Source organism: Brucella rhizosphaerae (assembly GCF_002252475.1).
GTDB lineage: Bacteria > Pseudomonadota > Alphaproteobacteria > Rhizobiales > Rhizobiaceae > Brucella > Brucella rhizosphaerae.
The window spans coordinates 735263-761054 of the sequence record NZ_NNRK01000034.1; the positions used below are offsets into that span (position 1 = coordinate 735263).

A 25792-nucleotide genomic window follows, 5' to 3' on the forward strand; every position below is an offset into this window, starting at 1 on the left:
GCCGGTAGATCGCACTTGCAACAATTGAGAGCGGGGTGGTTATTCGCCGTCCGTTCCAATGCAGTGATATGAGAGCAGCCCCGATTTGCCGTTCAACTGAAGCTGCCCTTGTTGTCACTGGCCCCGTTACGGGGCCAATGGTCGTTAGAGCGGGTCCAGTTAAGACTGAATTGTTGAAACCGCTCTAACTATTTGTTTTTACGCTTTATCCTACGCAAAGACGCTGCGCACTTTTGCTGGAAATGCTCTATTCACCACCACCGAGCGAGTGGACGAAAATTGCGAGCTGCTTGACGGTGGCATCGCCGAGGCGTGTTTCCCAGGCAGGCATAACGCCGTGTTTTGGCCGCGCGACCTGACGCGCAATGGCGTCTTCGCCGGAGCCGTAGAACCAGATGGCGTCGGTGAGATTTGGGGCTCCAAATTCGCGCAAGCCCTTTGCATCCCCGCCATGACAAACCGCGCAGTTTTCAGCAAAGACCGTCTGGCCTTCAGGAACCATGGCCGGATCGTGTGGAGTACCCGAGAGGCTGACCACATAGGCTGCGACATCACGTATTTGCGCTGGTTCAAGAACATCCGCAAAGCCGGGCATTTCCGAAATGCGGGTTTCACTATCGTCAGGCGAGCGCACGCCATGACGAATGGTCGTCAGGATGTCGTCGACCGAACCGCCCCAGAGCCAGTCATCGTCATTAAGGTTCGGGTAGCCGGGCGCACCTTGTGCGCCAGAGCCGTGGCACTGCACGCAATTGACGCGGAAAGCAGCCGCACCACCCGCAATCGCATATTGGCGCAGGTTTTCATCGGCCAGAATCTCATGCACATCCTTGGCTTTGATCTGGTCGACAATGCCCTGACGGCCAGCCGCAATCTCTGCGTTTTCTTTCCAGAAATCTCCACGGCTCGACCAGCCGATCATGCCTGAGGTTGAATTGGAAATCAGCGGCCATGCGGGATAGGCGATAACATAAGCAAGCGCCCAGACAATCGTTGCGTAGAAGGTCCAGAGCCACCAGCGTGGCATAGGGTTATCGAGTTCCCGAATGCCATCCCATTCGTGGCCTGTGGTCTCTACGCCACTGACTTCATCTATTTCTTTGTCAGTCATTTTTGTCGTCCTTGAATGGAATTTCCTTCGCTTCATCGGCCTTCTTCTTGCTTCCCGGACGGAAGGCAAAGAAAATGACAAAGACGAAGAACAGCGCCATGGCGAGCAGGCCCCAGCTATCGGCAAAAGTGCGTAGGGTATTGTAATCCATCGCTAAATCTCCGCTTTATCGCGCTTTGGGGGACTGATCGTAGGTCGAGAAATCAACGAGCGTGCCGAGCATCTGGAGATAGGCAATCAGCGCATCCATTTCGGAAATAACCTGCGGATTGCCATCGAAATCACCTACACGTGCCTTGGGATAGCGCCCTTCGACACCGGAGGTATCGGCATTGGGGTCGGCCTGAGCATTAAGATCAGCAAGTGCACGATCGACCATCTCCTGGCTGTACGGCACACCGACTGCCGCATTTGCCTTGAGGTTTGCTGCGATGTTGTTGGCATCAAGCGGACGATCTTTGAGGAAGGCATAGCTTGGCATGACCGATTCAGGCACCACGTCGCGTGGACGGATCAAATGTTGCACATGCCATTCGTTGGAGTAACGACCACCGATACGTGCAAGGTCTGGACCTGTACGCTTGGAACCCCACTGGAATGAATGGTCATACATGGATTCAGCCGCCAGACTGTAATGTCCGTAGCGTTCCACTTCGTCACGGAACGGACGGATCATCTGGCTGTGGCAAAGATAGCAGCCCTCACGCACATAGATGTCACGGCCCGCAAGTTCCAGCGGCGAATAGGGACGCATCCCCTCCACCTTCTCGATGGTGTTTTCGAGATAAAACAGTGGCGCGATTTCAACGATGCCACCGACTGTTACCACCGCGAGCGAGGCAATCAGCAGCAAGGTTGCGTTTCTCTCCAGCTTGGAGTGTTTTTTCAGGATAGACATAGATCACACTCCTTATTCGGCTGGCTGCATTGTGGCGCCGACTGCAGGTCGGATGCCGCCCATAGGGGCTTCTTTGCGCAGATTGCCTCGAATGGTCTGGTAAACGTTCCATGCCATCACCAGTCCACCGGCGAGGTAAAGCAGACCACCTGCGGTACGGATGACGTAGTAAGGGAACATTGCGAGCACGGTTTCAGCGAAGGAATAGACGAGGAAACCCTGATCGTCGTATTCGCGCCACATCAGACCTTGCTGGATACCGGCAACCCACATGGCGGCGGCGTAGAGCACGATGCCGAGTGTTGCGAGCCAGAAGTGCCAGTTGACCATGCGGATCGAGTAGAGGCGTTCACGGTCCCACAGCTTTGGCGTAAGGTAATAGACCGCAGCGAATGTGATCATACCGTTCCAGCCAAGTGCGCCCGCATGAACGTGACCAATGGTCCAGTCGGTGTAGTGCGACAGCGAATTGACTGCCTTGATCGACAGCATCGGACCTTCAAAGGTTGCCATGCCGTAGAAGGCAATGGCTGCAACCATCAGACGGATGATCGGATCGGTACGAACCTTGTCCCATGCACCCGAAAGCGTCATCAGACCGTTGATCATACCGCCCCACGAAGGCATCCAAAGCATGATCGAGAACACCATGCCGAGCGTCTGCGCCCAATCGGGAACAGCTGTGTAATGCAGATGGTGAGGGCCAGCCCAGATATAGAGGAAGATGATCGACCAGAAGTGAACGATCGACAGGCGATAGGAATAGACCGGACGGTTCGCCTGCTTGGGTACGAAGTAGTACATCATGGCGAGGAATGGCACGGTCAGGAAGAACGCAACTGCGTTATGGCCATACCACCACTGTGTGACCGCATCCTGCACGCCTGCAAAAGCGGAATAGCTTTTCACGCCGAGGAACGATACCGGGATCGCCAGATTGTTGATGATGTGCAACATGGCGATTGTGATGATGAAGGACAGATAGAACCAGTTCGCCACATAGATATGTGGTTCTTTACGCTTCAACACCGTGCCGAGGAACACAACGAGATAGGCGACCCAGACAATAGTGAGCCAGATATCGACGTACCATTCCGGTTCTGCATATTCGCGGCTCTGTGTGATGCCGAGCAAATAGCCGGTTGCGGCCATTATGATGAAGAGCTGATAACCCCAGAAAACGAACCATGCCAGATCGCCGCCAATGAGGCGTGCGCGACAGGTGCGCTGCACGACATAGAAGGACGAGGCGATCAGGATGTTGCCGCCAAATGCAAAAACAACTGCTGAGGTATGCAGCGGGCGCAACCGGCCAAAGTTCAGATAGGGTTCCAGATTGAGATCAGGAAAAGCGAGCTGGGCTGCGATAAGCACACCAACCAGAAAGCCAACAACGCCCCAGAATACTGTTGCGATGACACCATAGCGGATTGGCCCATCCATATAGGTGGACTGATCTACCTTCTTCGGCGTCAGGCCGTAATCGGCATTGCGCATCAGCAGAATGGTGAAAATGGCAAGTGTAGCGAACAGAATCCACATATGGGTTCTGAACAACTCATCATGAGAAAATCCGGCCAGAAGCACGGCAAAAAGTGCTCCCAGACCAGAAAGGACTGTTCCAGCGGCGTAGTTCATCTAATCCCCTCGCAGCGCAAGTCAGAAGCTGTCGGAGTGAAGACAGCTATAGCGATAGTTCCCTATCGGCTCTCTACGAGAAGGTGTCATTGATCTAAATCAACGAGCGTTTGAGCGCATCCCGAAAAGTGTGAAACGGTTTTCGGACAAGATGCGCGCCAAAACAAAAGATCAGAGCGCCCGCGAAGAATTGGGAGTTTGTGGGAAATCAGTTGCCGTCTGTGATGGGCGTCAGATGGATGACGATATCAACTTTACTGACCTTGTAGCCCGCAGGGGGTGAGGGCAGGGGGCCGACACTCACATCATTGGATGCAATGTCGATGATCTTGTCTTCGTCATGAATGTAGAAATGTGTATGGTCGCCGGTATCCGTATCGAAATAAGTCCGCTCACTGTGCAGGCTGATCTTGCGGATGAGACCCGCGTCGGCGAACTGATTGAGCGCGTTGTAAACGGTTGCGACGGAAAGTTTTTCACCGAGCAGTAAGGCTTCCTCATTCAACATATCCGGGGTTACATGCCTATGCTTGTCAGTAAACAGCAAACAACCAAGGGCAATGCGCTGCCGGGTGGGGCGAAGTCCGGCTCGCCTTAAAATTGCTTTGACGAGTAAAGCTTGCTGCTTTCCAGAACGAGAAGCGGCTTTTGACACGAGCAGTGACGCTTTAGGCCCTGAATTAGGATTGAACAGCATGAATAGTCTCGGCTTGTTGGCTCAAAAGCTACGTCTGAAATTCCGAAGAATGCACGGTTACAGTTGCAAATGGTTTGCAATTGCATAATACAGAATGAAGCGAACCGGTCAATCTCAATAGGCGGAAATTTATGTCGCAGCTTGTGCAGGAATGACGAGCAGCGCACGCAGGCCACCTTCAGGCCGATTGTGCAACTGCACTTCGCCGCCCATGCGTGTTGCTGCCATCTGGACAATTGGAAGGCCAAGGCCGCTGCCGTTCTCGCTTCTGTTCGCGCCGCGATAGAAGCGCTCAGTCACGTGCATCATTTCATTGGGCGGTATGCCCGGGCCGTCGTCCTCAACAGTGAAGATGAGGCGTTCGCCCGCCTGATGAAGACTGCATCGGACTGAACCGCCTTCCGGTGAGTGGTTGACGGCGTTCTCGATCAGATTGCGCATGGCAAGGGTAAAGAGGTGGGGATATTGCATCCTGACCAGTGGCAGATTGTCTGGCAGCTCAATTTCGACGCCACGATGTGCTGCAAGCATCCGCATATCTGTTGAGATCGACACGAGCAGCTGACATGCGGGTTCTGGTGCGGGCGGCTCCATTTCGTCGCCTGTTTCAAGGGCTGCCAGATCGAGCAACTGGTTGACAAGTCGACTGGTGCGATCCACGCCAGCCGCAATCTGACGAACGGCATTGAGACGCATGGCGTCGTCTTTTGCACCTTCGGCAATCTGTGCCTGCGTTTTAAGTCCAGCAAGCGGGGTCTTCAACTCATGTGCGGCAAAGATTGCGAAATTGCGCTCGCGTTCACGCGCTTCTTCCACGCGATGGAAAAGCCCGTTGAGCGCTGAAACGGCAGGGGCAATTTCGGATGGCAGTTTCTCTTCACGCAGCGGGCGCAAGTCCCGTGCATCCCGTGTGGATAACACCGCAGCAAGACTGCTCAACGGATTAAGACCACGCCGCACGCATAGCCAGATCATGCCGGCAAGGATTGGTAGCAGCAGCAGCGCTGGCAACACGACACCTGTAACGACACTTTGCACAAGCCGCTCACGCACGGACAGGCTGTCGCCCACCATCACGCGAAGGCCGAGTTGCGTATTCTCGACCGCAAAAACACGCCAGCGGTCGCCCGCGACAACTGTATCGGAAAAGCCATTGGCCACGTCGGTCAGTCGCTCGCCGGGTGCGCTTTCAGATCGCCCTACGAGTTTGCCATTGAGCGCCCATATCTGACAAAATAGCTGGCGGTCATACATGGGAAAATCGGGCATCGGTTTCAGCGAAAGCTGTCCGCCATCTCCATCTGGGCCGACTTCGACGCGGTGCTCGGTCAATAGCGAGTTGACCATGCGAGCAGCTTCCATCAGGCGTGCATCAAGCACTTTTTCCAGTCGCGATTGTGTGCTGACATGAATCCAGATCACTGCAAACAACCAGACAAGACAAGTGATGCCGATCAGGATGCCGGTGAGGCGACTGCGAATGGAGTTCATGCCGGGGCTCCCGCAAGCCTGTAGCCGACGCCGCGCACAGTCTCGATAAAGCTTGAGCCAAGCTTGGAGCGTAAGTGATGGATATGCACTTCCACCGCATTGCTTTCCACTTCCTCCTGCCAGCCATAAAGAGCTTCTTCGAGCGAGGACTTGGAAATGGTCGCCGTAGGGCGTTCCATCAGGGTGCGCAATATTGAAAATTCACGCCGCGTCAGGCGCAAAGGTTCCCCTTTGAATTGCACCGACATTTCAGCGGGATCAAGCTCTACGCCCTGCCATTCAAGCGTAGCACTGGCGCGGCCTGAGCCACGCCGTGCGATGGCGCGAACACGCGCCGCAAGTTCATGAAGATCGAAGGGCTTACCGACATAATCGTCTGCACCAGCATCAAGACCTGCAATGCGTTCGGGTACCTGATCGCGCGCAGTCAGCAACAGGACGGGTGTTTCGTCGCGGGCCTGTCGCATCGACTTCAATATGTCGAGGCCGGAACCGTCAGGCAGCATCAGGTCGAGCACAACCGCATTATAATTCTGGACCGCAAGAGCTGCTTCTGCGTCGCCACAGCTTGCCACAGCATCCACGGTAAAGCCGGCCAAGCCCAGACCCACGGAAAGCCCGTCGAGCAGGATTGCATCGTCTTCAACCACCAGAATGCGCATGTAACTTCCCGTTTCCGCCTTGTTTGATCTGTAAGCGGCTTCTCGCTTTGCCAGCTTAAGGCTGCCTTAAGGTGACGGCAGCATTTGCTTTTTACAACCTAAACTATTTTGTACGAATCAAATTACCCGGAATAACCCGAATGCGCTTTTTTGCGATACTAACCACTTTTCTTATGGTCGTTCTTTCGTCGGCACTGGCTGCAAGCCCGCTGCCGGTCGATGACGCGTTTCGTCTGAGTGTGTCGAAGGATGGTGATAACCGACTGGTCCTCAACTGGCAGATTTCAGAAGGCTATTATCTCTATCGCGATCATATTGAAGCAAAAGATGTAAAAGGTGAGGCGGTTGCCGTCGACACACAGCCGGGTGTAGCCAAGGATGATCCGAATTTCGGGCGCCTTGAAGTCTATTATACCCGCACAAGCGCTAGTGTGCCGGTCGGTAACGAACCCATTCAGCTGACCTATCAGGGCTGCCAGGAAGACGGCATCTGCTATCGACCTGAAACCCGTACCATCGATCCGGTAACGCTCGCAGTCAGCAGTCAGATGGGCAAAGCATTCACGCAAGGTTCTGCGTTTACGGCTGCTGTTCCTGCTCCTGCCGACCAGGGTAAAGCGTTCGCACTCGCTCCTGAAAAAGGCATGATTGAAAGCCTGCTCGATCAAGGTGGTTCAGCGCTGGTGATCGCGGCTTTTCTGGCTTTTGGTGTGCTGCTGGCCTTCACGCCTTGCGTATTCCCGATCTATCCCATTGTTGCGGGAACCCTGGCACGAGAAGGTGAAAAGCTCACGGCGCGGCGCGGCTTCGTGCTCTCCAGCACCTATGTCGTCAGTCTCGCGCTTGGTTTTGCGGTCATAGGTGCGATTGCAGGCTGGTCAGGTCAAAACCTGCAAATGGTTCTGCAATCCAAGTGGATGGCGCTGGCACTTGCGGGAATATTCACGCTGCTTGCCCTCTCGATGTTCGGCCTGTTCCAGCTTCAGCTGCCATCATCGTGGGTAAGTGCAATTTCGGCCAAGACTGGTCAGCGCACAGGCTCCAAACGCTCAGCCGCAATTCTTGGCTTTTCATCAGTGCTGATCGTCGGCCCTTGTGTAACGGCGCCGCTGGCTGGTGCACTGCTTTATATCGCGCAGACCGCCAATGTCGCACTCGGAGCCAGCGCCCTGTTCGCACTTGGCATTGGTAAGGGCTTGCCTCTGATCGCTTTTGCTACGCTTGGCGCAGGCACACTTCCACGTGCCGGTGCATGGATGGAAATGTTCAAGCAGGTCTTTGGCTTTGGCTTTCTGGCAACCGCTATCTTCATGGCTGCACCTTTGCTGCCATCGGGCGTGGATATGGTGCTCTGGGCCTTGCTGCTGTTTGGCGTTGCGAGCTTTGCCTTTCTTAAAATACCGGGGCGCAGTGTTGTTGCCCGCACCATCGGCACGACGGCCTTTGTCTATGGTGTTATTTTGATGCTTGGCGTGGCGTCGGGGGGGCGTGATCCATTGCAACCGCTGGCGGCATTGGTTAACCGTGACGTTAACCATAATTTGGCCGAGCTGCGATTCGCGCCGGTCGATACGGTTTCTGCCCTTCAGGAAAAGCTGGATGCGGCGCGCGGCGATAAGCCGACGCTGGTCTATTTCACGGCAGATTGGTGCGTAAGCTGTTCCACTGTGGAGCGGCGCGTCCTGCCCGATGCAGGCGTGAAGAAAGCGCTTGGCGGATATCAGCTTATCAAGGCGGATGTCTCGGATCTCAATTCGGGCAATGCCGACCTTATGGCAAAGCTTAAAGTGGCCGGTCCGCCAACCATGGTTTTCTTCAACAATGCCAGCAAAGAGCCTGAGGGAACAAGATTGGTCGGCGATGTTTCGTCGGCAACTATTGAACGTTCTGTCGGGCTTCTAAAGAGCGGACAGAAACAAGGCTTATAGAATTGAACATGGCTCGGGGACATTCGTATTGAGCCATCTGTATCAGGGACAGGGAAATTGGGGTTTGAGAAATTGACCACTCATAATCAAACGGGACGCTCAGGCGTGTCGCTCGCGCGGGTGATATTGATCAGCCTGTTGCCGCTGGCGGTTGCGGCTTGTACCACCACAGCGTCAGACAGACCGATAGCTGTAAACATGCCAGAGCCACTTGCTCCAGCACCGCAGCAAGTGGCCACAGCCCCTGTTGTGGAGCCTCTGTCAGCGCCGGAAGTGAAAACGGCAAAGAGTGAATATGAAGTGATGTATGGTGCGGTCAGCGATGGCGGCAATCAGATTGCAGCACTCGATCTCAGCAAAATCGCCGAGCGTAATCTGCGCAAACAGGTCAACTACACCACCAGCCATCCGGTCGGAACCATCATTGTCGATCCTTATGCGCGCTATCTTTATCTCGTGCAGCCCGGCGGCAAGGCCATGCGCTACTCCGTTGGTGTCGGTCGTGCTGGCCTGACTTTCAGCGGTGAGGCCAAGGTTGCCTATAAGGCACAGTGGCCGCGTTGGACGCCGACGCAGAACATGATCAAGCGCAATCCGGATCATTACGCGAAATATGCCAAGGGTCTGGAAGGCGGCATCCGCAATCCACTCGGCGCGCGAGCCCTCTATCTCTATCGCGATGGCAAAGATACGCTCTATCGCATCCACGGTACCAATGAGCCATGGTCAGTCGGAAAGGCCGCATCTTCAGGCTGTATCCGTCTTTTCAATCAGGACATTCTCGACCTTCATAAGCGTGTTTCCAGTGGAAGCCGTGTCGTCGTTCTGGACAAGTCTCAATCAAGAGCCCAATCTTCTGAAGGAGAAAACTAATGATCAATCGTCGTCAGATGCTGGCAGCTACTGCAGCTGGTGCCGCAACAATTGCCATTTCTGGCGGCGACAGCTTCGCCCAGCGTGTGCCGACCGTTGCCGATGTCCTTTATGACAAGGAAATCCCGGTTCTCGGCAATCCAAATGGCGATGTCACCATCGTTGAATATTTCGACTATCAGTGCCCTTACTGCAAAAAGGGCCATGCTGAACTGATGCGGGTTGTCGAGAAAGACGGCAAGGTGCGGCTGGTGTTGAAGGACTGGATCATTTTTGGTGACAACTCTGCCTATCCGGCGCGGCTGGTGCTGGCAGCTGAAAAGTCTGGCGAGTATGTCAAGGCGATGGAAGCCATGATGGTAACACCGGGCCGTCTGACCAAAGACCAGACAGATGCAGCACTTAAGAAAGCTGGTCTTGATCCGAAAAAGCTTGAAGCGGCTTACAAAGCTGACGCTGCACGGATCAACAGCATTCTTGAGCGCAATATGGATCAGGGTGAAGCCTTCAATTTTGGTGGCACACCGTCCTTCGTGATAGGCACCAGACTTTATGGCGGCGTGATGAAAGAGCAGGACCTGATCGAAGCGATCAAGGAAGCGCGCAAGGCTTAGAGCATAATCCGACCGGAGTGAAACGAGGGTCGATAAGATTATGCTTCAAAAAAAAGGATTTAGAGCGCCGATCCGATTCAATCAGATCAAAACGCGCTCTGAACCGCTGTTGAAAATTTGAAAGCAAGCAGCGGAGTGTTGTCAGTCTTGTCTGGGGTTAGATTTCCTTCATAGTAAGAAGGACAACGGACATGAACCTGATGACACTCACTCCAATGAGCAGCAATGACACTGATGAATGCCGCTGGCAGAAAGTGCTGGCGCGCGACAAGGCATCAGATGGCGAATTCGTTTACGCTGTACGCACGACAGGCGTCTATTGCCGCCCGTCATGCCCGTCGCGTCGCGGCAAGCGCGAAAACGTGCAGTTTTTTGTTGCTTGCGAAGATGCCGAACATGCAGGCTTTCGCCCTTGCATGCGGTGCAAGCCGCATGTCGATGCGACGCTCGATGCGCAGAATAATGCACGTTATGCCGATATGGTTTCTACGGCCTGCCGCTTCATCGAAAGCGCCGACGAAGTTCCGGCTCTGGAAGATATTGCAAAGGCTGCAGGTGCCAGCCCTGCACACTTCCATCGCATCTTTAAAAGCTTTACTGGCCTGACGCCAAAAGCTTATGCCGATGCCCATCGCGCAGAAAGAATGCGCGCTGCACTCAAAGCCAGCAACGCCCGCGTAACAGATGCGATCTACGAGGCAGGCTATAATTCCTCAAGCCGCTTTTATGAGGCTTCGGATAAGATTCTTGGCATGAAGCCCAGGACTTATAAGTCTGGCGGTGAAAATGAGACCATCCGATTTGCCATTGGACAATCGGTACTCGGCGCTGTTCTGGTGGCGGAAAGCGGGAAGGGCGTTTGCGCCATTCTGATGGGGGATGATCCGCAGGAACTGATCATTGATCTTGAAAAGCGCTTTCCCAAGGCAGAGCTTTTAGGGGCGGACCGCACCTTTGAAGATCATATCGCGCAGGTGATCGGCTTTGTTGAAAATCCCGGCATTGGTTTTGATCTTCCACTGGATTTGAGAGGCACCGCTTTCCAGCAGCGCGTGTGGCAGGCGTTGCGGGAGATCCCGCTTGGCAAGACCGTAAGCTATAGCGAACTTGCACAGACCATCGGCCTGCCCAAATCAACGCGGGCCGTGGCGCAAGCCTGTGGTGCCAACAAGATCGCTGTTGCTGTTCCTTGCCATCGCGTCGTGCGCAATGATGGCGGCCTTTCCGGCTATCGCTGGGGTATAGAGCGCAAGCGTGATCTGCTCGAAAGAGAGCGCCAGTCATGAAGGATAAACTGGCCTCTTACGACTGGGGAAAAATCGCCGATGAGCTGGATCAGTTTGGCACGGCGACGCTTGCAAGAATCTTTTCCCCCCAGCAATGCAACAAGATTGCCGGGCTCTATGAAGCACCAGATGCATTCCGCTCGACAATCACGATGGCGAGACATGGCTTCGGGCGCGGTGAATACAAGTATTTTGCCAACCCGCTCCCGGACGTCATTCAGGGCTTACGGCAGGAGTTATATGCGCGGCTAAGTCCCATCGCCAATCTTTGGAGTGAGCGTCTGGGGAGCGGAGGCAAATATCCCGCAAGCCATGATGAGTATCTCGCAATCTGCCATGCAGCAGGGCAGGTGCGTCCGACACCGCTGATCCTGCAATATGTCGAGGGTGACTATAATTGCCTGCATCAGGATCTTTACGGCGATCTTGCTTTCCCACTTCAGGTAGCTGTCCTGCTGTCACAGCCGGGCGAAGATTTTACCGGCGGTGAGTTTGTATTGACCGAGCAGCGTCCGCGCATGCAGAGCAGGGCGGAAGTCGTGCCGTTGCAACAGGGCGATGCGGTGATATTTGCCGTCAGTGATCGACCGATGCGCGGGACGCGTGGTGATTATCGCGTCAAGATGCGCCATGGGGTGAGCCGCTTGCGCTCAGGCAAACGCCATACGCTGGGCATTATATTTCATGATGCAAAATAAGGGGTTGCAACGTTTCGGTTGATGGCTTTTGATCGCGACACAAGATCAAAGGAGTCGGAAATGAGCGTGACCATCTACGGTATCAAAAACTGTGACACCATGAAGAAGGCGCGCACCTGGCTTGAAGATCACGGCATCGATTATGCCTTCCACGATTACAAGAAGGAAGGTCTTGATGGCGGGACACTTGACCGATTTCTACAAGACATCGAATGGGAAAAGCTGCTCAATCGTGCAGGCACGACTTTCCGCAAACTACCCGAAGAAGATCGTCAGAATGTCGATGCTGCAAAGGCGCGCGAATTGATGCTGGCACAGCCTTCCATGGTCAAACGTCCGGTACTTGATAAGGATGGAAAACTGACCGTTGGCTTCAAACCTGATCAGTATGAGGCGTTTTTCAAAGCTTGAGCATCTCAAGGTCTGCCTTAGATAATATGTCTTAACATGACGATAGCGGGCAGGCCAAACCATGCATAAGCGGATAGACAAAGTTTTGCAGCAATGGTCGGTAAGTTGGCGTGATGCGCTGATTGCCTCTATTGGTGGAGCCGTCGCATGGCTCATTTGTCAATGGCTGCTGGGTCAGCCGCTGCCGGTCTTTGCCATGGTGACGGCAGTTATCTGTTTGGCGCCCAATCTCCCTAATCATGGCAAACAGGCCGTCGGCGTCATTACGGGTGTCACGACGGGTGTCGTGGTGGGAGAGTTGTCCCTGCTTTTACCGGAAACAATTCCGGTCTTGCATATGAGCGTTGTCACCTGCATCGCCATGGTTCTTGCCACAACTTTTGGTCTCGCACCTGCAATTGCCATCCAATCGGGTGTTTCCGCCATTCTTGTGCTGGCCATGGGGCCGCAAGTGGCTGGAATGACACGTCTTATCGATGTGCTGGTGGGCGCTGGCGTTGGTCTGCTGTTCAGCCAGATACTGGTGACGCCCGATCCTGTGCGGCTGATTGATCGAGCCGTTCGAGGACTGGTGGATAACATCCTGAAAGGCTTAAAGCAGTCAGCAACCGCTCTTGAAAAACAGGACGTTGTTCATGCGCAAAGCGCGATAAACCAGTTCACGCAGGCCCAACGAGCGGTCAATGCTCTGGGCGACGGCATTGCTTTAGCGCGGTCGAATGCGCGCTGGTCGTTGCGTGGACGCCTTGTCGCGCGTGAAGTCAGTGAAATGGCAGGCCGCTATGATCGTCGCGGCATTCGTCTTTATGCATCGGCGCTGCTGTTTGGCGAAGCGCTTGGCAATGCGTTGCGCAAGAAAGAAGCTTCGCCACCTGAATGGATCGCACGGTCACTGCAATCAGTGATCCACAATTGCAATCTGGAAGAAGGTGAGACACCGGAGCGTCTGACGCCAGTGCCTCAGGATATTGATTTCAGCTGGCGTGATACGGCTTTCCGTCTGCAATCGGTGAATGAAACGCTGCTTCACTTCCTGCATTCGGCCCAGCCCGACAGTGTGCCTGTTCGCAGGACATAATTTTATGCTTCTGTAGAATCGCTACTGTAAAAGCCACCAAGTGACCGGAAACCTTACAAAAATTTAACTGGTAAAGGATGCGGGACAGGCATTTCATAAACGCAGAATTGCATTTTTGGATTTCCCCGATGTTTGTATCGTTCTTCCCGCGTCCCAGGCTCTTCTTTTCATCAGCACTTCTCTGGACCATCCTTGCTGTCCTGGGCTGGTATGAAGGGGGTGCGAAACTGGGCCGAATAATCGGGTTGCCGCCCGCTGCAGCTGACGCGGTGCCGATTATCGGTGTGAGCATCTTCTGGTCAGCGCCATTCCTTTGGTTCTATATTTATTTCGCAGTCGTGGCGCTGGCGTTCTACACTCTGTGGGCTTGCTTCTCACCGCATCAATGGCAGCGCTGGTCGATCCTTGGCTCGGCGCTTATCCTTTTTACGACCTATTTCAGCGTTCAGGTCAGCGTTGCGGTCAATGCCTGGTATGGCCCGTTCTATGACATGGTGCAAAAGGCATTGAGTACGCCGGGTGCCGTTAAGGCGGCCGATTTTTACTGGGGCGCATTACAATTCGCGGGGATTGCTTTTCTGGCGATCACCATCGGCGTGCTGAGTATGTTCTTCGTCAGCCATTATATCTTCCGCTGGCGCACGGCCATGAACAATTATTACATGCTGCACTGGCAGAAGCTGCGCCATATCGAAGGTGCTGCCCAGCGCGTGCAGGAAGACACCATGCGCTTTTCAACCACGCTGGAGCAGCTTGGTGTAAGCCTTGTAAAGTCGGTTATGACGCTGATAGCCTTTCTGCCGGTACTTTTCACGTTCTCGGAAAAGGTCAACGAACTCCCGCTTATCGGCACTATTCCGCATGCTCTTGTTTGGGCAGCGATCGTCTGGGCTATATTCGGGACCGGTTTTCTGGCGCTTGTCGGCATCAAGCTGCCGGGGTTGGAATTCAACAATCAACGTGTGGAAGCGGCTTATCGCAAGGAGCTTGTTTACGGCGAAGACCACGCAGACCGCGCTGAACCTATAAGAATGGGCGAGCTGTTTTCAAATGTGCGCCACAATTATTTCCGGCTGTATTTCCACTATGTCTATTTCAACGTCGCGCGTATTTTCTATCTGCAGGCGGATGGTATTTTCCCGCTGCTGATCCTTATTCCCTCGATTGTCGCGGGCAAGCTGACGCTGGGTCTGATGAGCCAGATTTCCAACGTTTTCGAGCAGGTGCGGACCTCGTTCCAATATCTCGTCAATTCATGGACGACGATTATCGAGTTGCTCTCAATCTATAAGCGCTTGCGGGGCTTTGAGGCCGCTATTGATGGGCCGTTAGTGCCTGTACTGGATCAGGAAAATCTCGGGCTGTCGGCATAAGTCAGATCGCCAGCTACAGTCCTATGATCGGTTCTGAGCGGCATGGCCGCTCGAACCATCGGAGTGGGCGTCGGTGCTGTTAAGATAATCATTATAAGTCGTGCATTTGACATCGGGCTTGTTGCAGACTTCCGAGACCAGTCGTTCCATGGCGCGCCAATAGGCTCCGTCATTCATCAGAACGAAGTGAAAGCCGAGCTGCAGCGGAATGCGCTCGCCGTCATATTGCTTGTCGAATGCAGCGCGAAAAGCCTTGTAGGCACGGTCCTCGAACTCCGCTGATTGGGCAGGTAATTCCTTGCCCTTTGAATGACGAACATAGAGGTTGTAATCCATGCCGATGATAGCGCGTTGTGAAGGGCCCTCGGGAATAAGCGGCAGGCCAAATGATGCAAATGGCCCATTGAGCTGCTGCAATTCCGGTCCACGGGTGACAGACGACGCCTGATAGCGGAAGCCATTGGCTTTCAACGCATCCTGCACGGGCTTGGAGGCTGCGAGGTAAGGTGCGCGAAAACCGTTGATGCCATTGCGGGCCAGTTCCTGCCAGCCTTCCGGCTCCCCGTCGATGCCGTTGTTCTTGTAGGCGCCTGCGGTGATGCGACGGAATTCCTTGATTTCCTTGTCCCAGTCTGCGGTTGACCAATTGGTGCCATCAAAATGGCCGCAGCCGTGGCTGGCAATCTCGTTGCCTTCCAGATGTGCCTGCCAGACATTGTCGAGGCGGGTCACAACCTCGTCATGACTTAATGCAAAGCCGACATTGGATGCACCAGCACGCTTATGCGGCGGCTGGTAATCGCGCCGGTCTTTCTTGGTCATGAGAAAGACGCAAGACAAGAAATAGGTGAAATGTGCGTTGTTGTTTTTGGCCAGTTCCCGCGAACGCGTCCAGAGCTTGTTATCATGCGCACCATCGAACGAAATCAGCACATATTGCGGCTTCGTGGTCTGGGCGACGACGGGGCTTGCAGCGAGTGCGGAAGCGATGATGACAGCAGGTGTGATAAGACGCATGTGGGAATGAACGCTATCTGGCCGGAAAAGTTGCCTGTTAGTCACAAAATATGGCGAAGCTCGGACACAAATGCACAATGTTTCTTGCGCTTACAGCTTATTTCGTCGACAGGTCTTACATATGGCGCGAATTCCGACTAAAAGCGCCAGAATAGATAAATTAAGATCAACGGTTTTTAGAGCGTGGCTCCACCAGCGCCGCACTCCACTAAAGATGGCAGGTCCATGGCAGACGACAGTTTCATTCGCGAGGTAAACGAGGAACTCCGTTCGGAACGGGCAAAGCAGGTTTGGAAAAACTTTGGCCCCGTTGTGATCGGTGGTGCGGTTGCGGTTGTCATTGGTACAGCCGCCTGGGTTGGCTATCAGCATTGGACTGACAGCAAGGCCTCTGCTTCCGGCGACAAGTTTCTGGCGGCTCTTGATCTGGCCTCTTCCGGCAAGAACGATGAAGCTATCGCAGCGCTCGATGATCTGGAAAAGACCGGCTATGGCTCTTATCCGGTACTGGCACGTTTGCGTGCAGCATCGGTTCGGGCAGAAAAGGGCGATGTGACAGCGGCGGTTACAGCCTTTGATGCTGTTTCAGCCGACAATGCTGTTCCTGCGCCAATGCGTGACGTGGCGCGTCTGCGTGCCGCTTATCTGCTCGTTGATTCTGGTTCTTATGATGATGTCGCAAAGCGTGTTGAAACGCTTTCGGCAGATGGTAATCCAATGCGCTCCAGTGCGCGCGAGGCTCTTGGTCTTGCAGCATGGAAGGCAGAGCGTTTCGACGATGCTGCCAAGCTTTATCAGCAGATTGCCAATGACACTCTGGCTCCGGCGAATATCCGCCAGCGGGCCAATACAATGCTAGATCTCATGCGCGGCGCCGGTATCAACTTGCCGGAAGCCCAAGGCTAACCCGCGCTTACCTCCGGAGTAATACGAACCCATGGGTTTCACTCTCGCCATCGTCGGGCGTCCCAATGTCGGCAAGTCCACACTGTTCAATCGCCTCGTCGGCCGCAAGCTGGCGCTGGTCGATGACTTGCCGGGCGTTACGCGCGACCGGCGCATCCATGATGCCAGGCTTTACGATCTGAAGTTTCAGGTCATCGATACTGCTGGTCTTGAAGATGCAGCCAATGACAGTCTGGAAGCACGTATGCGCGCCCAGACTGAGGCTGCTATCTCTGAAGCTGATGCAATTTTGTTTGTGGTTGATGCCAAAGCGGGCCTGACGCCTGCCGACAGCACTTTTGCTGAACTCGTGCGTCGTTCGGGTCGTCCCGTTGTGCTGGTCGCCAACAAGGCTGAAGCCCGTGGCGCGCAAGCCGGCATGTACGATGCATTCCAGCTTGGATTGGGCGAGCCATGCGCGGTTTCGGCTGAACACGGTCAGGGTATGCCTGATCTGCGGGATGCTATCGTTGAGCTTTTGGGTGAAGATGTTGTCTTCGCTGATGAGCGTGCAGAAGAAGCTGCGGAAGAGTCTTTCACACCAACGGCGGTGGGTGAGCTGATCGGCGACGATATCGAAGACCCGGATGAAGAAATCATTCCGGAATACGATACGACCAAGCCATTGCGCATTGCGATTGTTGGACGCCCGAATGCAGGCAAGTCCACAATGATCAATACGATGCTCGGCGAAGACCGTCTGCTGACGGGCCCTGAAGCCGGTATCACGCGCGATTCGATTTCCGTTGACTGGGAATGGCGTGGCCGCAACATCAAGCTTTTTGACACCGCTGGTCTGCGCCGCAAATCGCGCGTACAGGAAAAGCTTGAAAAGCTTTCCGTGGCAGATGGTCTGCGTGCGATCCGCTTCGCTGAAGTGGTTATCATTGTTCTTGATGCGACGATTCCGTTTGAAAAACAGGATTTGCAGATTGCCGATCTGATTATTCGTGAGGGTCGTGCACCGGTTATCGCGTTTAACAAATGGGATCTGATCGAAGACCGCCAGATGGTTCTGGAAGATCTTTACGAAAAGACTGCGCGGCTTCTGCCGCAGGTGCGCGGCCTCCGCGCAGTACCGATTTCCGGCGAGCGTGGCCAGGGGCTGGACAAGCTCATGGAGAACGTAATCAAGACGCATGAAATCTGGAACCGTCGTATCTCGACAGGTCGTCTCAATCGTTGGCTGGAAGGTGTTATTGCGCATCAGCCGCCACCGGCAGTTTCCGGACGTCGTCTCAAAGTCAAGTATATGACGCAGATCAAGACCCGCCCACCGGGCTTCGTGGTCTCCTGCTCACGTCCTGATGCAATGCCGCAATCCTATGTGCGTTATCTTATCAACGGCCTGCGCGAGACCTTCGAGATGCCGGGCGTGCCGATCCGTCTGTCGCTCAAAACATCGGAAAACCCGTTCGCGGGTCGCGCAAAGAAAAAAAGATAAAGCATTACTGGCGAGAGCGGTTGCCGGTTTCGCGGGTTAAAAATGCTGTTGGATCAAGAAAAACCCGGGGTTGTATCCCGGGTTTTTCTATTGAGCTTTAGTCGCCACGCAACGCTTTTGCGCCGGCAGGCGCTCCGGTCATGCCGCCATCCACGGTGATTTCAATGCCGGTTACATTGGTGGATTCATCGGATGCGAGGTAGAGCGCTGCCCTGGCGATCTCATCCGCTTCGCTCATGCGGCCTGTAACGCTCCTGCCGCCAAGCTGAGCTTCCAGAACTGTCATCGCATCGGTAGTCGGTGCAGAAGAATGCCAGATAGGTGTTCTGGTTGCGCCGGGCGTCACTTGATTGACGCGAATGCCCTTTGGCGCAAGTTCAGCGGCGAAATTGCGCGTGAGAGCGCGTACGGCACTTTTAGATGCCGCATAAGCGCCCCAACCCGGAACACCAAGCACGGCATGGACCGATCCGTTGAGTATGACGGATGCATTGTTATTGAGATGGGGCAGGGCGGACTGCACAGTAAAGAAGACCGCCGTCAGATTGGTGCTGATGATCTGATTGAACTGCTCGAAGCTCGTCTGGCCGAGAGGTGTCGTCCCGCCAATACCGGCATTGGCAAAAACCACATCAAAGCGACCGAACTTTTGCGCGACTTCCGCAAAAGCGGCTTCGGTCGCCGCAACGTCGGTGACATCGAGCTTCAGCGTGAGAACGTTGTCACCCAGCTCCTTTTGGGCTGCGGCAAGTGTTTCTGGATTTCTGCCGGTGATGATGACCTTCGCACCCTCATCGAGAAACACCTTGGCAGTGGCAAATCCAATACCGCTATTGCCGCCGGTGATTACGGCAACCTTTTTGTTCAGACGCATTTCAGTCTCCTGGGCCTTATCCAATGTGGATTATAATTGACATCCACAAAGATTATGTATGTAATCCTCAACGTCAAATCACGAAATCGGGAGATTTTCCATGGGCCATTCCCAGCTCGACAAACAGAAGACCCATGACCGTATCGTGGAGGTTGCTTCGCGGCGGCTGCGCGAAAAAGGGCTGGAAGGCATTGGCGTGGCTGACCTTATGAAAGAGGCCGGGCTGACGGTTGGCGGCTTCTACAAGCACTTTGCCTCTCGCGAGGATATGGTTGTTGAAGCTATGGAGCTGGCATTCGATGCATGGGAAGCAAGTGCGAGGGCCAAAGGAAAAGATCCCGCGACAGTGCCCCTCAATGAATATGTGGAAGCCTATCTCAGCTCGGAGCATCGAGATGATGTAGCAGGCGGTTGCCCATTCGCAGCACTGACCGCAGATATGGCGCGCAGTGGCGATAAGTGCCGCGCGGCGGCAACGGATCGGATAAAAGCCAACCTTGATGTTATGATCGCCAGGCTTGATGATAAGCGCGACGCTGAGGCGCGCCGCAAAGCGATTATTCTTTCATGTCTGATGACAGGCGCGGTTGGGACCGCTCGTATCGTGGATGACGCAGAGCTTTCAGATGAAATCCTCAAGACGGTACGCGAATTCGTCGGGGAGTTTGTGCAAGACTGAATATCGGTCCGACTTTAGAAGAGGACCGATATTCACTGTTAAGCAAATACGCCACCTTCATCGGCATCGACCGTGATCGACAGCGATACGTGACGCGGACGCGTCAGAGCAAACAAAACGGATTCAACAATGTCGCGACTGGTGGCAGCTTCGCCCTTCTGGCGTTTGGACGAGGCGTCCCAGCTTTCATCAAAAGGCGAAGCATCTTCGAGATAGGGTGGGTGCACGACGATTGAGCGAACGGGCGTGCCGACAAGTTTTTGCCGCAGGCCATCTGCCAGCGCTGCCTGCGCGCGCTTTGCTGCATAGAATGGCACGGAGACTGTTTGAAGCGGTGCATTCGACAGGCCGCTAATCGATCCAATCGTCACGATATCCGGACCAGATGATTGATTGAGCAGGGGGAGTAGTCCCTGTGTGAACAGAAATGTTCCGGTCACGGCCGCATTGATAACGCCAGCAACTTCCGCAGCCGAATAGTCTTCTTGCCGGTCTGCGAGCCACATGGCCCCATTATTGATGAGGATGTCGATAGCTGCATGGTCCGCTTTGATGGTTTCGATTGCGGCTGCGACGCTTGTCATGTCGGCAAGGTCGACTTGAACCGTTTTCACCGGCCGCCCGCTTTTTTCTGCGATGCCTGTGGCTGTCACCTCAAGCGCTTGCAGGTTGCGTCCGCAAAGCACGACATTGCATCCGGCCTCAGCGAGAGAAAATGCCATTGCTGCACCAAGACCGCGGGCTGCGCCTGTGACAATAGCTGTTGTTCCTTCAAAGCGGGACATCGTTTTTCCTTTGCGGCATAGTTGCGTTCGTGTCTTATTCGTCTTTCTTGGCTTGAGAAACTCATATTCGTCTGCTAATCCGCCGCCTCCTGAAATTTCCCGCATATCAGAGGCAGATCATGACGAAAGCTGACCAGAGCCAATTTAACGGCGTGACCTTGGGCATCGACTTCGGCACCACAAATACGGTTCTGTCTCTGGCGTCACCTGATGGTACGACTGCGGTGATGAGTGTACCGAAAGATGGTGTCGACATCACCGGTTATCGTTCGATCCTGTGTTTGTGGCAGGACCGAGAAACCGGCGCGCGCGTATCGGAAAGTGGTCCATGGGCAATGGACGCATTCGTTAATGCGCCGCATTCGACACGGATGCTTCAATCCTTCAAAACCTTTGCGGCGGCGAAGTCCTTCACGGATACACCAGTTTTCGGCAAGCGCTTTAAGTTTGAGGACATTCTCGAAACATTCCTTGAATCGGTCGCGATCCGCCTTGGCGACAAGCTTCCACCCAAAGGCAATCGTGTCGTTGTTGGCCGCCCGGTGATCTTTGCCGGAGCGTCTCCTGATGAAGAACTGGCCATGCAGCGCTATGAAAAAGCGTTCCGCGCTTTTGGGTTCACGGACATCCATTATGTTTATGAGCCAGTTGCAGCAGCGTATTTTTATGCGCAGGAACTCAAGGCCGAATCGACGGTTCTTGTGGCCGATTTTGGCGGCGGTACGAGCGACTTTTCCATCGTGCGCTTTGAAGTAGGAGCGCAGGGCCTGAGCTTCACACCACTGAGCCAGACCGGTCTTGGCGTTGCTGGTGATACATTTGATTATCGCATCATCGACAATGCGGTTTCACCGCTGCTCGGAAAAAATGGTGAGTACAAATCTTTCGGCAAGCGTCTCCCGATACCCCGCCATTATTATGCGAACTTCGCGCGGTGGAACACGCTGTTCCTGATGAACTCGCCTTCAACCATTCGCGCACTGACCGATCTTGCCAAGAATGCTGTCGACCCTGAACCGCTCGAACATTTCATCAACCTGATCGAGAATGACTACGGCTATGAGATTTATCGTGCGGTCTCAAACCTCAAAGTGCGCCTGTCATCGGAAAGAATATCCGAACTTCACTTCAAAGCAGACGATTTCGAGATCAGATCCGATATCACCCGCAATGATTTTGATAACTGGATTGCCGATGATGTGGCGAATATCGAGCAATCGGTAGAGCAGGCTGTTGAAAAGGCTGGGCTTACCTTCGATGGCATTGATCGCGTTTTTCTCACAGGAGGCACATCCTTTGTGCCTGCCATCCGCGAAGCTTTTGAAAAGCGCTTCCCCGACGCGATGGTTACAAGCTCGAACCAGTTTGATTCGATTGCCAATGGTCTGGCACTCATTGGGCAGAGCGCAGATATTGAACGTTGGGCAGTTAAGCGACCGGTTTGATCTGGTCGCGCCTCAACTCAGGAACCGGCGACAGTTCTTGCAAAACATCTTGCGATCTTTTCGTTAGCGCCAATGCCCCTGGCCCATTTCACGATCTCAGGAATTTCACTTTCGTCAGCCATGCCGCCCCAAACATCTTTGAATTTTGGGACATTCGATGAAATATCGAAGAAGAAGTAACCGGGATCGGCAACTGGCACGTCTGCATAAACAATCGACCACTTGTCATATTGCATGAACGAATTGATTTTAACCGAGGCTGGCTTGACCTTCTTACCAAGGCTTTTGGCAATCAGCGCTGCATAATCCACTTTCTGCTGTGTGCTGATTGTTGTCGTCACGCCGTCGCAAGCCGATTTCGCTGATGCGGCATGGGCTGACGCAAGCATTGCACACAACATGAGTCCCAAAATGGGTGCCGTCTTAATCATCCCAGTCACCAATCCCCTCCATGACTATGTGTGGCTGTGAGCCTAACACATATTTCTTAGGGTAAGATATTGATTGGCGTACCATTCGGCACCTTCGACCAGATTTCCCGCATTTCCGCATTGGTCACGCCTATACAGCCGTCAGTCCAGTCCCAGAGATGGTGCACGGAAGCAAGCAAGCCCCAGCCATTTGGCAGGCCATGAATCATGATATTGCCGCCAGGCGAATAGCCAGCCACATCGGCAGCACTCTGGTCAGCCGCATTTGGATAGGAAACGTGGAGACTGAGATGCGCCATTGAGCGTGGATTACGCCAGTCGATCTTGTAGGTGCCTTCAGGCGTTTTCTGATCACCTTCGCGGGCTTTGTGCCCGCCGTCGCCATTGCCGCCTAACGCAATGCGATATGAGCCAATCTCCATACCATCGCGCAGCAGCGTCAAGCGCCGTTCGCCTTTATAGACCTTGATGGCGTCTGCCTGTTGTTCTGCGGGCAGAGGTTGTGGTGGCTCGCCTGATCCGATGCGTGCCATTACTTTGGTATAACCAAACAATGCAACAGCGATGAGCACTACAGCGAAAAGGATTCTCTTGATCATATTGGTCGCCTATTTTTGGTCTGTGGCACGTTCAAGGCAGTCTTTGATATTCGTCTCACAGACGGGCGTTTGTGCACGGCTTTCGGGATTGTCGCGCCAGATTTGATACGTGACCCAGAACTCGACATCCTTATACGCATATGTTCCAGCGCGTTTCTTGTTGCGGCTTTTGTCTAAAGCTTCGCTGGTGATCACCATATGATGAGCGAGCCGCCTGAACACCCAGGGCTTGGCGCCTTTCTTATGCTCGAACGCCTCCAAATGAAAATAGGGGTCGTTGTGGGCGGGATCCGGCGCCTGATGAATAACAGCCCAACGGGTCATTTTGGGTGTATCGGCAACGATTACCACGCGATCATTAGGGTCAGCTTGGGTCTCTGCTCGTAGAGATGAAGCCAGAATGGGGAGGGCGATCAGAGCCACTGCCAGCGCTTTCATCATCTTTTTGCCGTTCATTTTAAATTCCTTTTGCAGTCCAGATAACCCGGTCGCGCTTTAGCCTGCATGCATTTGTTATTGGCATTGCTAAAAAAGCAAATAAAAACAAACCTCCGCGAATAGTGTTAATTCAAAATTAATCAATCTTTTCAAAGGGTAAACAAAATACCGTTAACCATCCATCAAGGTTAATACTCCATTATTCGCTATAGTTAAGTAATCGTTGCGAGTGGAGTTTGCGGTGCGTTTTGGTTCCATACGAGCGCTGTTTGGCCGGTCAAAGGCCGTTGCCGAACCGGTATGGCATTATCCCGTGACGGGTTACTGCCCCGAGGATGGCCGCTATTACGCTGTTCGGGCAAAGCCACGTCAGCATGTGCGCAAGCCGCAACGCCTTGTGCCGCTTCTGCTGGCTGCAATGGCCTATTTGTTCAACTCCAATGCAATCGCCTTTCAGGATATGGCAAGCCTTGTACCGACAGCAGATGTCGGTGGCCATCGCTGGACAGCTTTTGTCGCCAAAGCTCCGGTTGGTTCATTGCATCAGGCAGAAATGCCTTTTGTCGATGCAACGACTGTCACCGGCAGCATCGCCACGACCGGCATTCAGGTTCCAGGCATTGGCCGCGTGGCTCTTTCCGGCGGGCAGAAAACTGCGAAACTCGGCGTCGATGATCCCAATCCGGACGAAAATCGTATCAATCGTTCAGACAAGACCGACCGCATCGTTTCGGTGAAGCCAAAGGCTCCGGCGCGGGCTTTTAATGCAGGTAGCATGTTTGAGAAAATCAGCATGATTACTACCCCCCGCGAAAAGATCGATGCACGGATGGCATTCTCCAAGTCTAGTATTGAGGGCAAGGAGGTCGAGATCGCGATGGCGTTCCATGCGGTCAAACCGCCCAGGCCCAGACAGGACATGCCAGTGCAGCTGGCAAAGCTAATCAACAACAATGAGCCCGACGTTCTCGCGTTGGGCTATGCGCCTTCTAAGCCTGACTATGGCAAGACTTCGCCCTTTGAAAGCATTCTGACGCCGGAAGCTGATGCAGGGCGGTTTGTGCCGCCGATCAGTGACCAGGATCATGCCTGGGCGGCAACGCCTTTGCCTGCAGAATCGTTTGGCTCCAAAGAGCAGAAGTGTCTGGCAGAAGCCGTCTATTACGAAGCACGTGGTGAAACTGTCAAAGGGCAGGTGGCCGTGGCGCAGGTCGTGCTTAACCGCGTTCGCAATCCGGCTTATCCGGGAACCATTTGCGATGTCGTTTATCAGAATCGCAACTGGCTCAATGCCTGCCAGTTCTCTTTTGCCTGCGACGGTCAAAAACACCGCGTAACAGAGATGCCACAATGGCGGATGGCGCAACAGGTTGCAAAGACCGTCACCGCAGGCCAGATTTGGCTACCTGAAGTCGGTTCTTCGACACATTATCATGCGACCTATGTCAGCCCGTTCTGGGCGCCGACCATGAAGAAGATGTCCAAGATCGGGCTTCATGTGTTTTACCGCACGTATGGCGGCGGCTGGAGCTGATAGTCGCAATCTGCGTAGATGACGGGCGATGAAATCACTTCGAGACACATTTATTTGTCTCGAAGGTCGCTTGAAACGGGAGCACAATGATGAATCTATGTGCTGAGCTTCGCCCAATTCGATTCCAATTTTGAAGCCGAATTGCTGCACGAACTCCGACTTTAAGCGGAAAATGAGTCGCACCATCAGCTAAATCATTGCATTTCCTAGATAAAAAACCTTTTGAAGCAACCGCTTGACTGCCTTGACTAGCGCGCGGTGTGTCAATATGTTGCGCGCAACTTGGAAATGGGCTTTTACGGCCTGCATTTCTTGCAAAAAGGAGCTGCCAATGACGAGCGGCACTGAGCCCGGAAAATCATCCGGTCTAGGCAAGGATGTGGAACGCAAAACTGTTTCTGGGGGGCTGGATCAGCGTTTGAACCGTCTCGAGGCCGAGTTGGCTAAAAAGGGTGTTTTCAAACAACCGGCTTCCGAGGATGAGCGATCGGAAACATCCGCTTCTGTCGCACAAGCCATGAAACTGTCCAGTGAGTTTATCGCTGGTATCGTGGTAGGTGCGGTGATCGGTTGGGCTCTTGATCGCTACGCAGGCACGTCGCCATGGGGGTTGATAATATTTCTCCTTCTGGGCTTCGGCGCTGGCACCCTCAACGTGCTCCGTTCTGCAGGTTATGTCGCCGATCAAGGCAACATTAAGTCTAGCGTGGAAAAGAGCGATAAGGAATAAGTCTTCGCGGACATCACGAAAATGTTCGCGTATAGACACATGAGACATGCGGGTTATTCGCCCGAGACTGAAACGCCCCAAGCGAACCTCTGGTTCGTGACTGAAACGCCCTA

The 25792-nt window shown here is 53.9% G+C and carries 27 protein-coding genes; 14 read left to right on the forward strand and 13 right to left on the reverse strand.

Annotated features, from left to right (window positions below; translation table 11 throughout):
• Window positions 1–247 precede the first annotated feature (247 nt).
• The 7 genes from ccoP to CEV32_RS20555 form a co-directional block, all read right to left on the reverse strand.
• Window positions 248–1111 (reverse strand): cytochrome-c oxidase, cbb3-type subunit III, encoded by an 864-nt coding sequence (gene ccoP / locus CEV32_RS20525; RefSeq protein ID WP_094578931.1) that lies wholly within the window; start codon window positions 1109–1111, stop codon window positions 248–250.
• Window positions 1104–1262: a cbb3-type cytochrome c oxidase subunit 3 gene (locus CEV32_RS20530; RefSeq protein ID WP_094578932.1), complete on the reverse strand. Its 159-nt coding sequence runs from the start codon at window positions 1260–1262 to the stop codon at window positions 1104–1106. The genes ccoP and CEV32_RS20530 overlap by 8 nt, the downstream gene beginning before the upstream one ends.
• Before the next feature lie 15 nt (window positions 1263–1277).
• Entirely contained in the window at window positions 1278–2009 is a 732-nt protein-coding gene (gene ccoO / locus CEV32_RS20535; RefSeq protein WP_094578933.1) for a cytochrome-c oxidase, cbb3-type subunit II, read from the reverse strand.
• 12 nt (window positions 2010–2021) lie between these two features.
• The gene (gene ccoN / locus CEV32_RS20540; protein WP_094578934.1) at window positions 2022–3647 is read right to left on the reverse strand and encodes a cytochrome-c oxidase, cbb3-type subunit I; all 1626 of its coding nucleotides are present in this window, start codon (window positions 3645–3647) and stop codon (window positions 2022–2024) included.
• A gap of 208 nt (window positions 3648–3855) precedes the next feature.
• Window positions 3856–4344, reverse strand: a complete 489-nt coding sequence (irrA, locus tag CEV32_RS20545; protein WP_094578935.1) for an iron response transcriptional regulator IrrA — start codon at window positions 4342–4344, stop codon at window positions 3856–3858.
• A gap of 129 nt (window positions 4345–4473) precedes the next feature.
• Window positions 4474–5835, reverse strand: a complete 1362-nt coding sequence (locus CEV32_RS20550) for an ATP-binding protein (protein ID WP_094578936.1) — start codon at window positions 5833–5835, stop codon at window positions 4474–4476.
• The gene (locus tag CEV32_RS20555) at window positions 5832–6497 is read right to left on the reverse strand and encodes a response regulator (RefSeq protein WP_094578937.1); all 666 of its coding nucleotides are present in this window, start codon (window positions 6495–6497) and stop codon (window positions 5832–5834) included. Before CEV32_RS20555 ends, CEV32_RS20550 begins: the two co-directional genes overlap by 4 nt.
• Before the next feature lie 140 nt (window positions 6498–6637).
• Between CEV32_RS20555 and dsbD the strand changes: the two genes are divergently transcribed.
• The 8 genes from dsbD to sbmA all read left to right on the forward strand — a co-directional run bounded on the left by dsbD (window position 6638) and on the right by sbmA (window position 14758).
• The gene (gene dsbD / locus CEV32_RS20560) at window positions 6638–8425 is read left to right on the forward strand and encodes a protein-disulfide reductase DsbD (RefSeq protein ID WP_094578938.1); all 1788 of its coding nucleotides are present in this window, start codon (window positions 6638–6640) and stop codon (window positions 8423–8425) included.
• Between the two features lie 198 nt (window positions 8426–8623).
• Complete coding sequence (locus CEV32_RS20565) at window positions 8624–9298, forward strand: L,D-transpeptidase (RefSeq protein WP_374883146.1); 675 nt, start codon at window positions 8624–8626, stop codon at window positions 9296–9298.
• Window positions 9298–9912, forward strand: coding sequence for a DsbA family protein (locus CEV32_RS20570; protein WP_094578940.1), 615 nt, complete (start codon window positions 9298–9300; stop codon window positions 9910–9912). The genes CEV32_RS20565 and CEV32_RS20570 overlap by 1 nt, the downstream gene beginning before the upstream one ends.
• Before the next feature lie 191 nt (window positions 9913–10103).
• Entirely contained in the window at window positions 10104–11198 is a 1095-nt protein-coding gene (gene ada, locus CEV32_RS20575) for a bifunctional DNA-binding transcriptional regulator/O6-methylguanine-DNA methyltransferase Ada (protein WP_094578941.1), read from the forward strand.
• Complete coding sequence (locus CEV32_RS20580; RefSeq protein ID WP_094578942.1) at window positions 11195–11896, forward strand: 2OG-Fe(II) oxygenase; 702 nt, start codon at window positions 11195–11197, stop codon at window positions 11894–11896. The genes ada and CEV32_RS20580 overlap by 4 nt, the downstream gene beginning before the upstream one ends.
• A gap of 60 nt (window positions 11897–11956) precedes the next feature.
• Entirely contained in the window at window positions 11957–12307 is a 351-nt protein-coding gene (locus CEV32_RS20585) for an ArsC family reductase (protein WP_094579201.1), read from the forward strand.
• 61 nt (window positions 12308–12368) lie between these two features.
• Window positions 12369–13385 (forward strand): FUSC family protein, encoded by a 1017-nt coding sequence (locus CEV32_RS20590; protein WP_094578943.1) that lies wholly within the window; start codon window positions 12369–12371, stop codon window positions 13383–13385.
• Between the two features lie 128 nt (window positions 13386–13513).
• Window positions 13514–14758, forward strand: coding sequence for a peptide antibiotic transporter SbmA (gene sbmA, locus CEV32_RS20595; protein WP_094578944.1), 1245 nt, complete (start codon window positions 13514–13516; stop codon window positions 14756–14758).
• 21 nt (window positions 14759–14779) lie between these two features.
• On the opposite strand, the gene CEV32_RS20600 is transcribed toward sbmA, so the two are convergent.
• Window positions 14780–15775 carry a polysaccharide deacetylase family protein gene (locus CEV32_RS20600; RefSeq protein ID WP_094578945.1) on the reverse strand — a complete coding sequence of 332 codons (996 nt, stop codon included), beginning with the start codon at window positions 15773–15775 and terminating at the stop codon, window positions 14780–14782.
• Window positions 15776–16000: 225 nt separating this feature from the next.
• Here CEV32_RS20600 and CEV32_RS20605 point away from each other — a divergent pair, with 225 nt between their 5' ends.
• A complete protein-coding gene (locus tag CEV32_RS20605) occupies window positions 16001–16681 on the forward strand; it encodes a tetratricopeptide repeat protein (RefSeq protein ID WP_094578946.1) in 681 nt (226 codons plus the stop codon).
• A gap of 31 nt (window positions 16682–16712) precedes the next feature.
• Complete coding sequence (der, locus tag CEV32_RS20610) at window positions 16713–18164, forward strand: ribosome biogenesis GTPase Der (protein WP_094578947.1); 1452 nt, start codon at window positions 16713–16715, stop codon at window positions 18162–18164.
• Between the two features lie 97 nt (window positions 18165–18261).
• On the opposite strand, the gene CEV32_RS20615 is transcribed toward der, so the two are convergent.
• On the reverse strand, window positions 18262–19038 hold the full coding sequence (locus CEV32_RS20615; protein ID WP_094578948.1) for an SDR family NAD(P)-dependent oxidoreductase: 777 nt from the start codon (window positions 19036–19038) through the stop codon (window positions 18262–18264).
• Window positions 19039–19138: 100 nt separating this feature from the next.
• Between CEV32_RS20615 and CEV32_RS20620 the strand changes: the two genes are divergently transcribed.
• Window positions 19139–19717: a TetR/AcrR family transcriptional regulator gene (locus tag CEV32_RS20620; protein ID WP_094578949.1), complete on the forward strand. Its 579-nt coding sequence runs from the start codon at window positions 19139–19141 to the stop codon at window positions 19715–19717.
• A gap of 38 nt (window positions 19718–19755) precedes the next feature.
• On the opposite strand, the gene CEV32_RS20625 is transcribed toward CEV32_RS20620, so the two are convergent.
• The gene (locus CEV32_RS20625; protein WP_094578950.1) at window positions 19756–20502 is read right to left on the reverse strand and encodes an SDR family oxidoreductase; all 747 of its coding nucleotides are present in this window, start codon (window positions 20500–20502) and stop codon (window positions 19756–19758) included.
• Window positions 20503–20621: 119 nt separating this feature from the next.
• Here CEV32_RS20625 and CEV32_RS20630 point away from each other — a divergent pair, with 119 nt between their 5' ends.
• Entirely contained in the window at window positions 20622–21947 is a 1326-nt protein-coding gene (locus CEV32_RS20630) for an Hsp70 family protein (RefSeq protein WP_094578951.1), read from the forward strand.
• A gap of 17 nt (window positions 21948–21964) precedes the next feature.
• Here the strand turns inward: CEV32_RS20630 and CEV32_RS20635 are convergent, their stop codons facing one another.
• Genes CEV32_RS20635 through CEV32_RS20645 form a run of 3 tightly spaced genes read right to left on the reverse strand, consistent with a single transcriptional unit; the run spans window position 21965 to window position 23433 of the window.
• The gene (locus CEV32_RS20635) at window positions 21965–22378 is read right to left on the reverse strand and encodes a hypothetical protein (RefSeq protein ID WP_094578952.1); all 414 of its coding nucleotides are present in this window, start codon (window positions 22376–22378) and stop codon (window positions 21965–21967) included.
• Between the two features lie 56 nt (window positions 22379–22434).
• On the reverse strand, window positions 22435–22977 hold the full coding sequence (locus tag CEV32_RS20640; RefSeq protein ID WP_094578953.1) for a L,D-transpeptidase family protein: 543 nt from the start codon (window positions 22975–22977) through the stop codon (window positions 22435–22437).
• A 9-nt stretch (window positions 22978–22986) separates the two neighbouring features.
• On the reverse strand, window positions 22987–23433 hold the full coding sequence (locus CEV32_RS20645) for a DUF5086 family protein (RefSeq protein ID WP_094578954.1): 447 nt from the start codon (window positions 23431–23433) through the stop codon (window positions 22987–22989).
• Window positions 23434–23656: 223 nt separating this feature from the next.
• Here CEV32_RS20645 and CEV32_RS20650 point away from each other — a divergent pair, with 223 nt between their 5' ends.
• Both CEV32_RS20650 and CEV32_RS20655 read left to right on the forward strand, forming a co-directional pair.
• Window positions 23657–24949 (forward strand): cell wall hydrolase, encoded by a 1293-nt coding sequence (locus CEV32_RS20650; RefSeq protein WP_094578955.1) that lies wholly within the window; start codon window positions 23657–23659, stop codon window positions 24947–24949.
• 331 nt (window positions 24950–25280) lie between these two features.
• Entirely contained in the window at window positions 25281–25679 is a 399-nt protein-coding gene (locus CEV32_RS20655) for an AtpZ/AtpI family protein (protein ID WP_094578956.1), read from the forward strand.
• Window positions 25680–25792 lie beyond the last annotated feature (113 nt).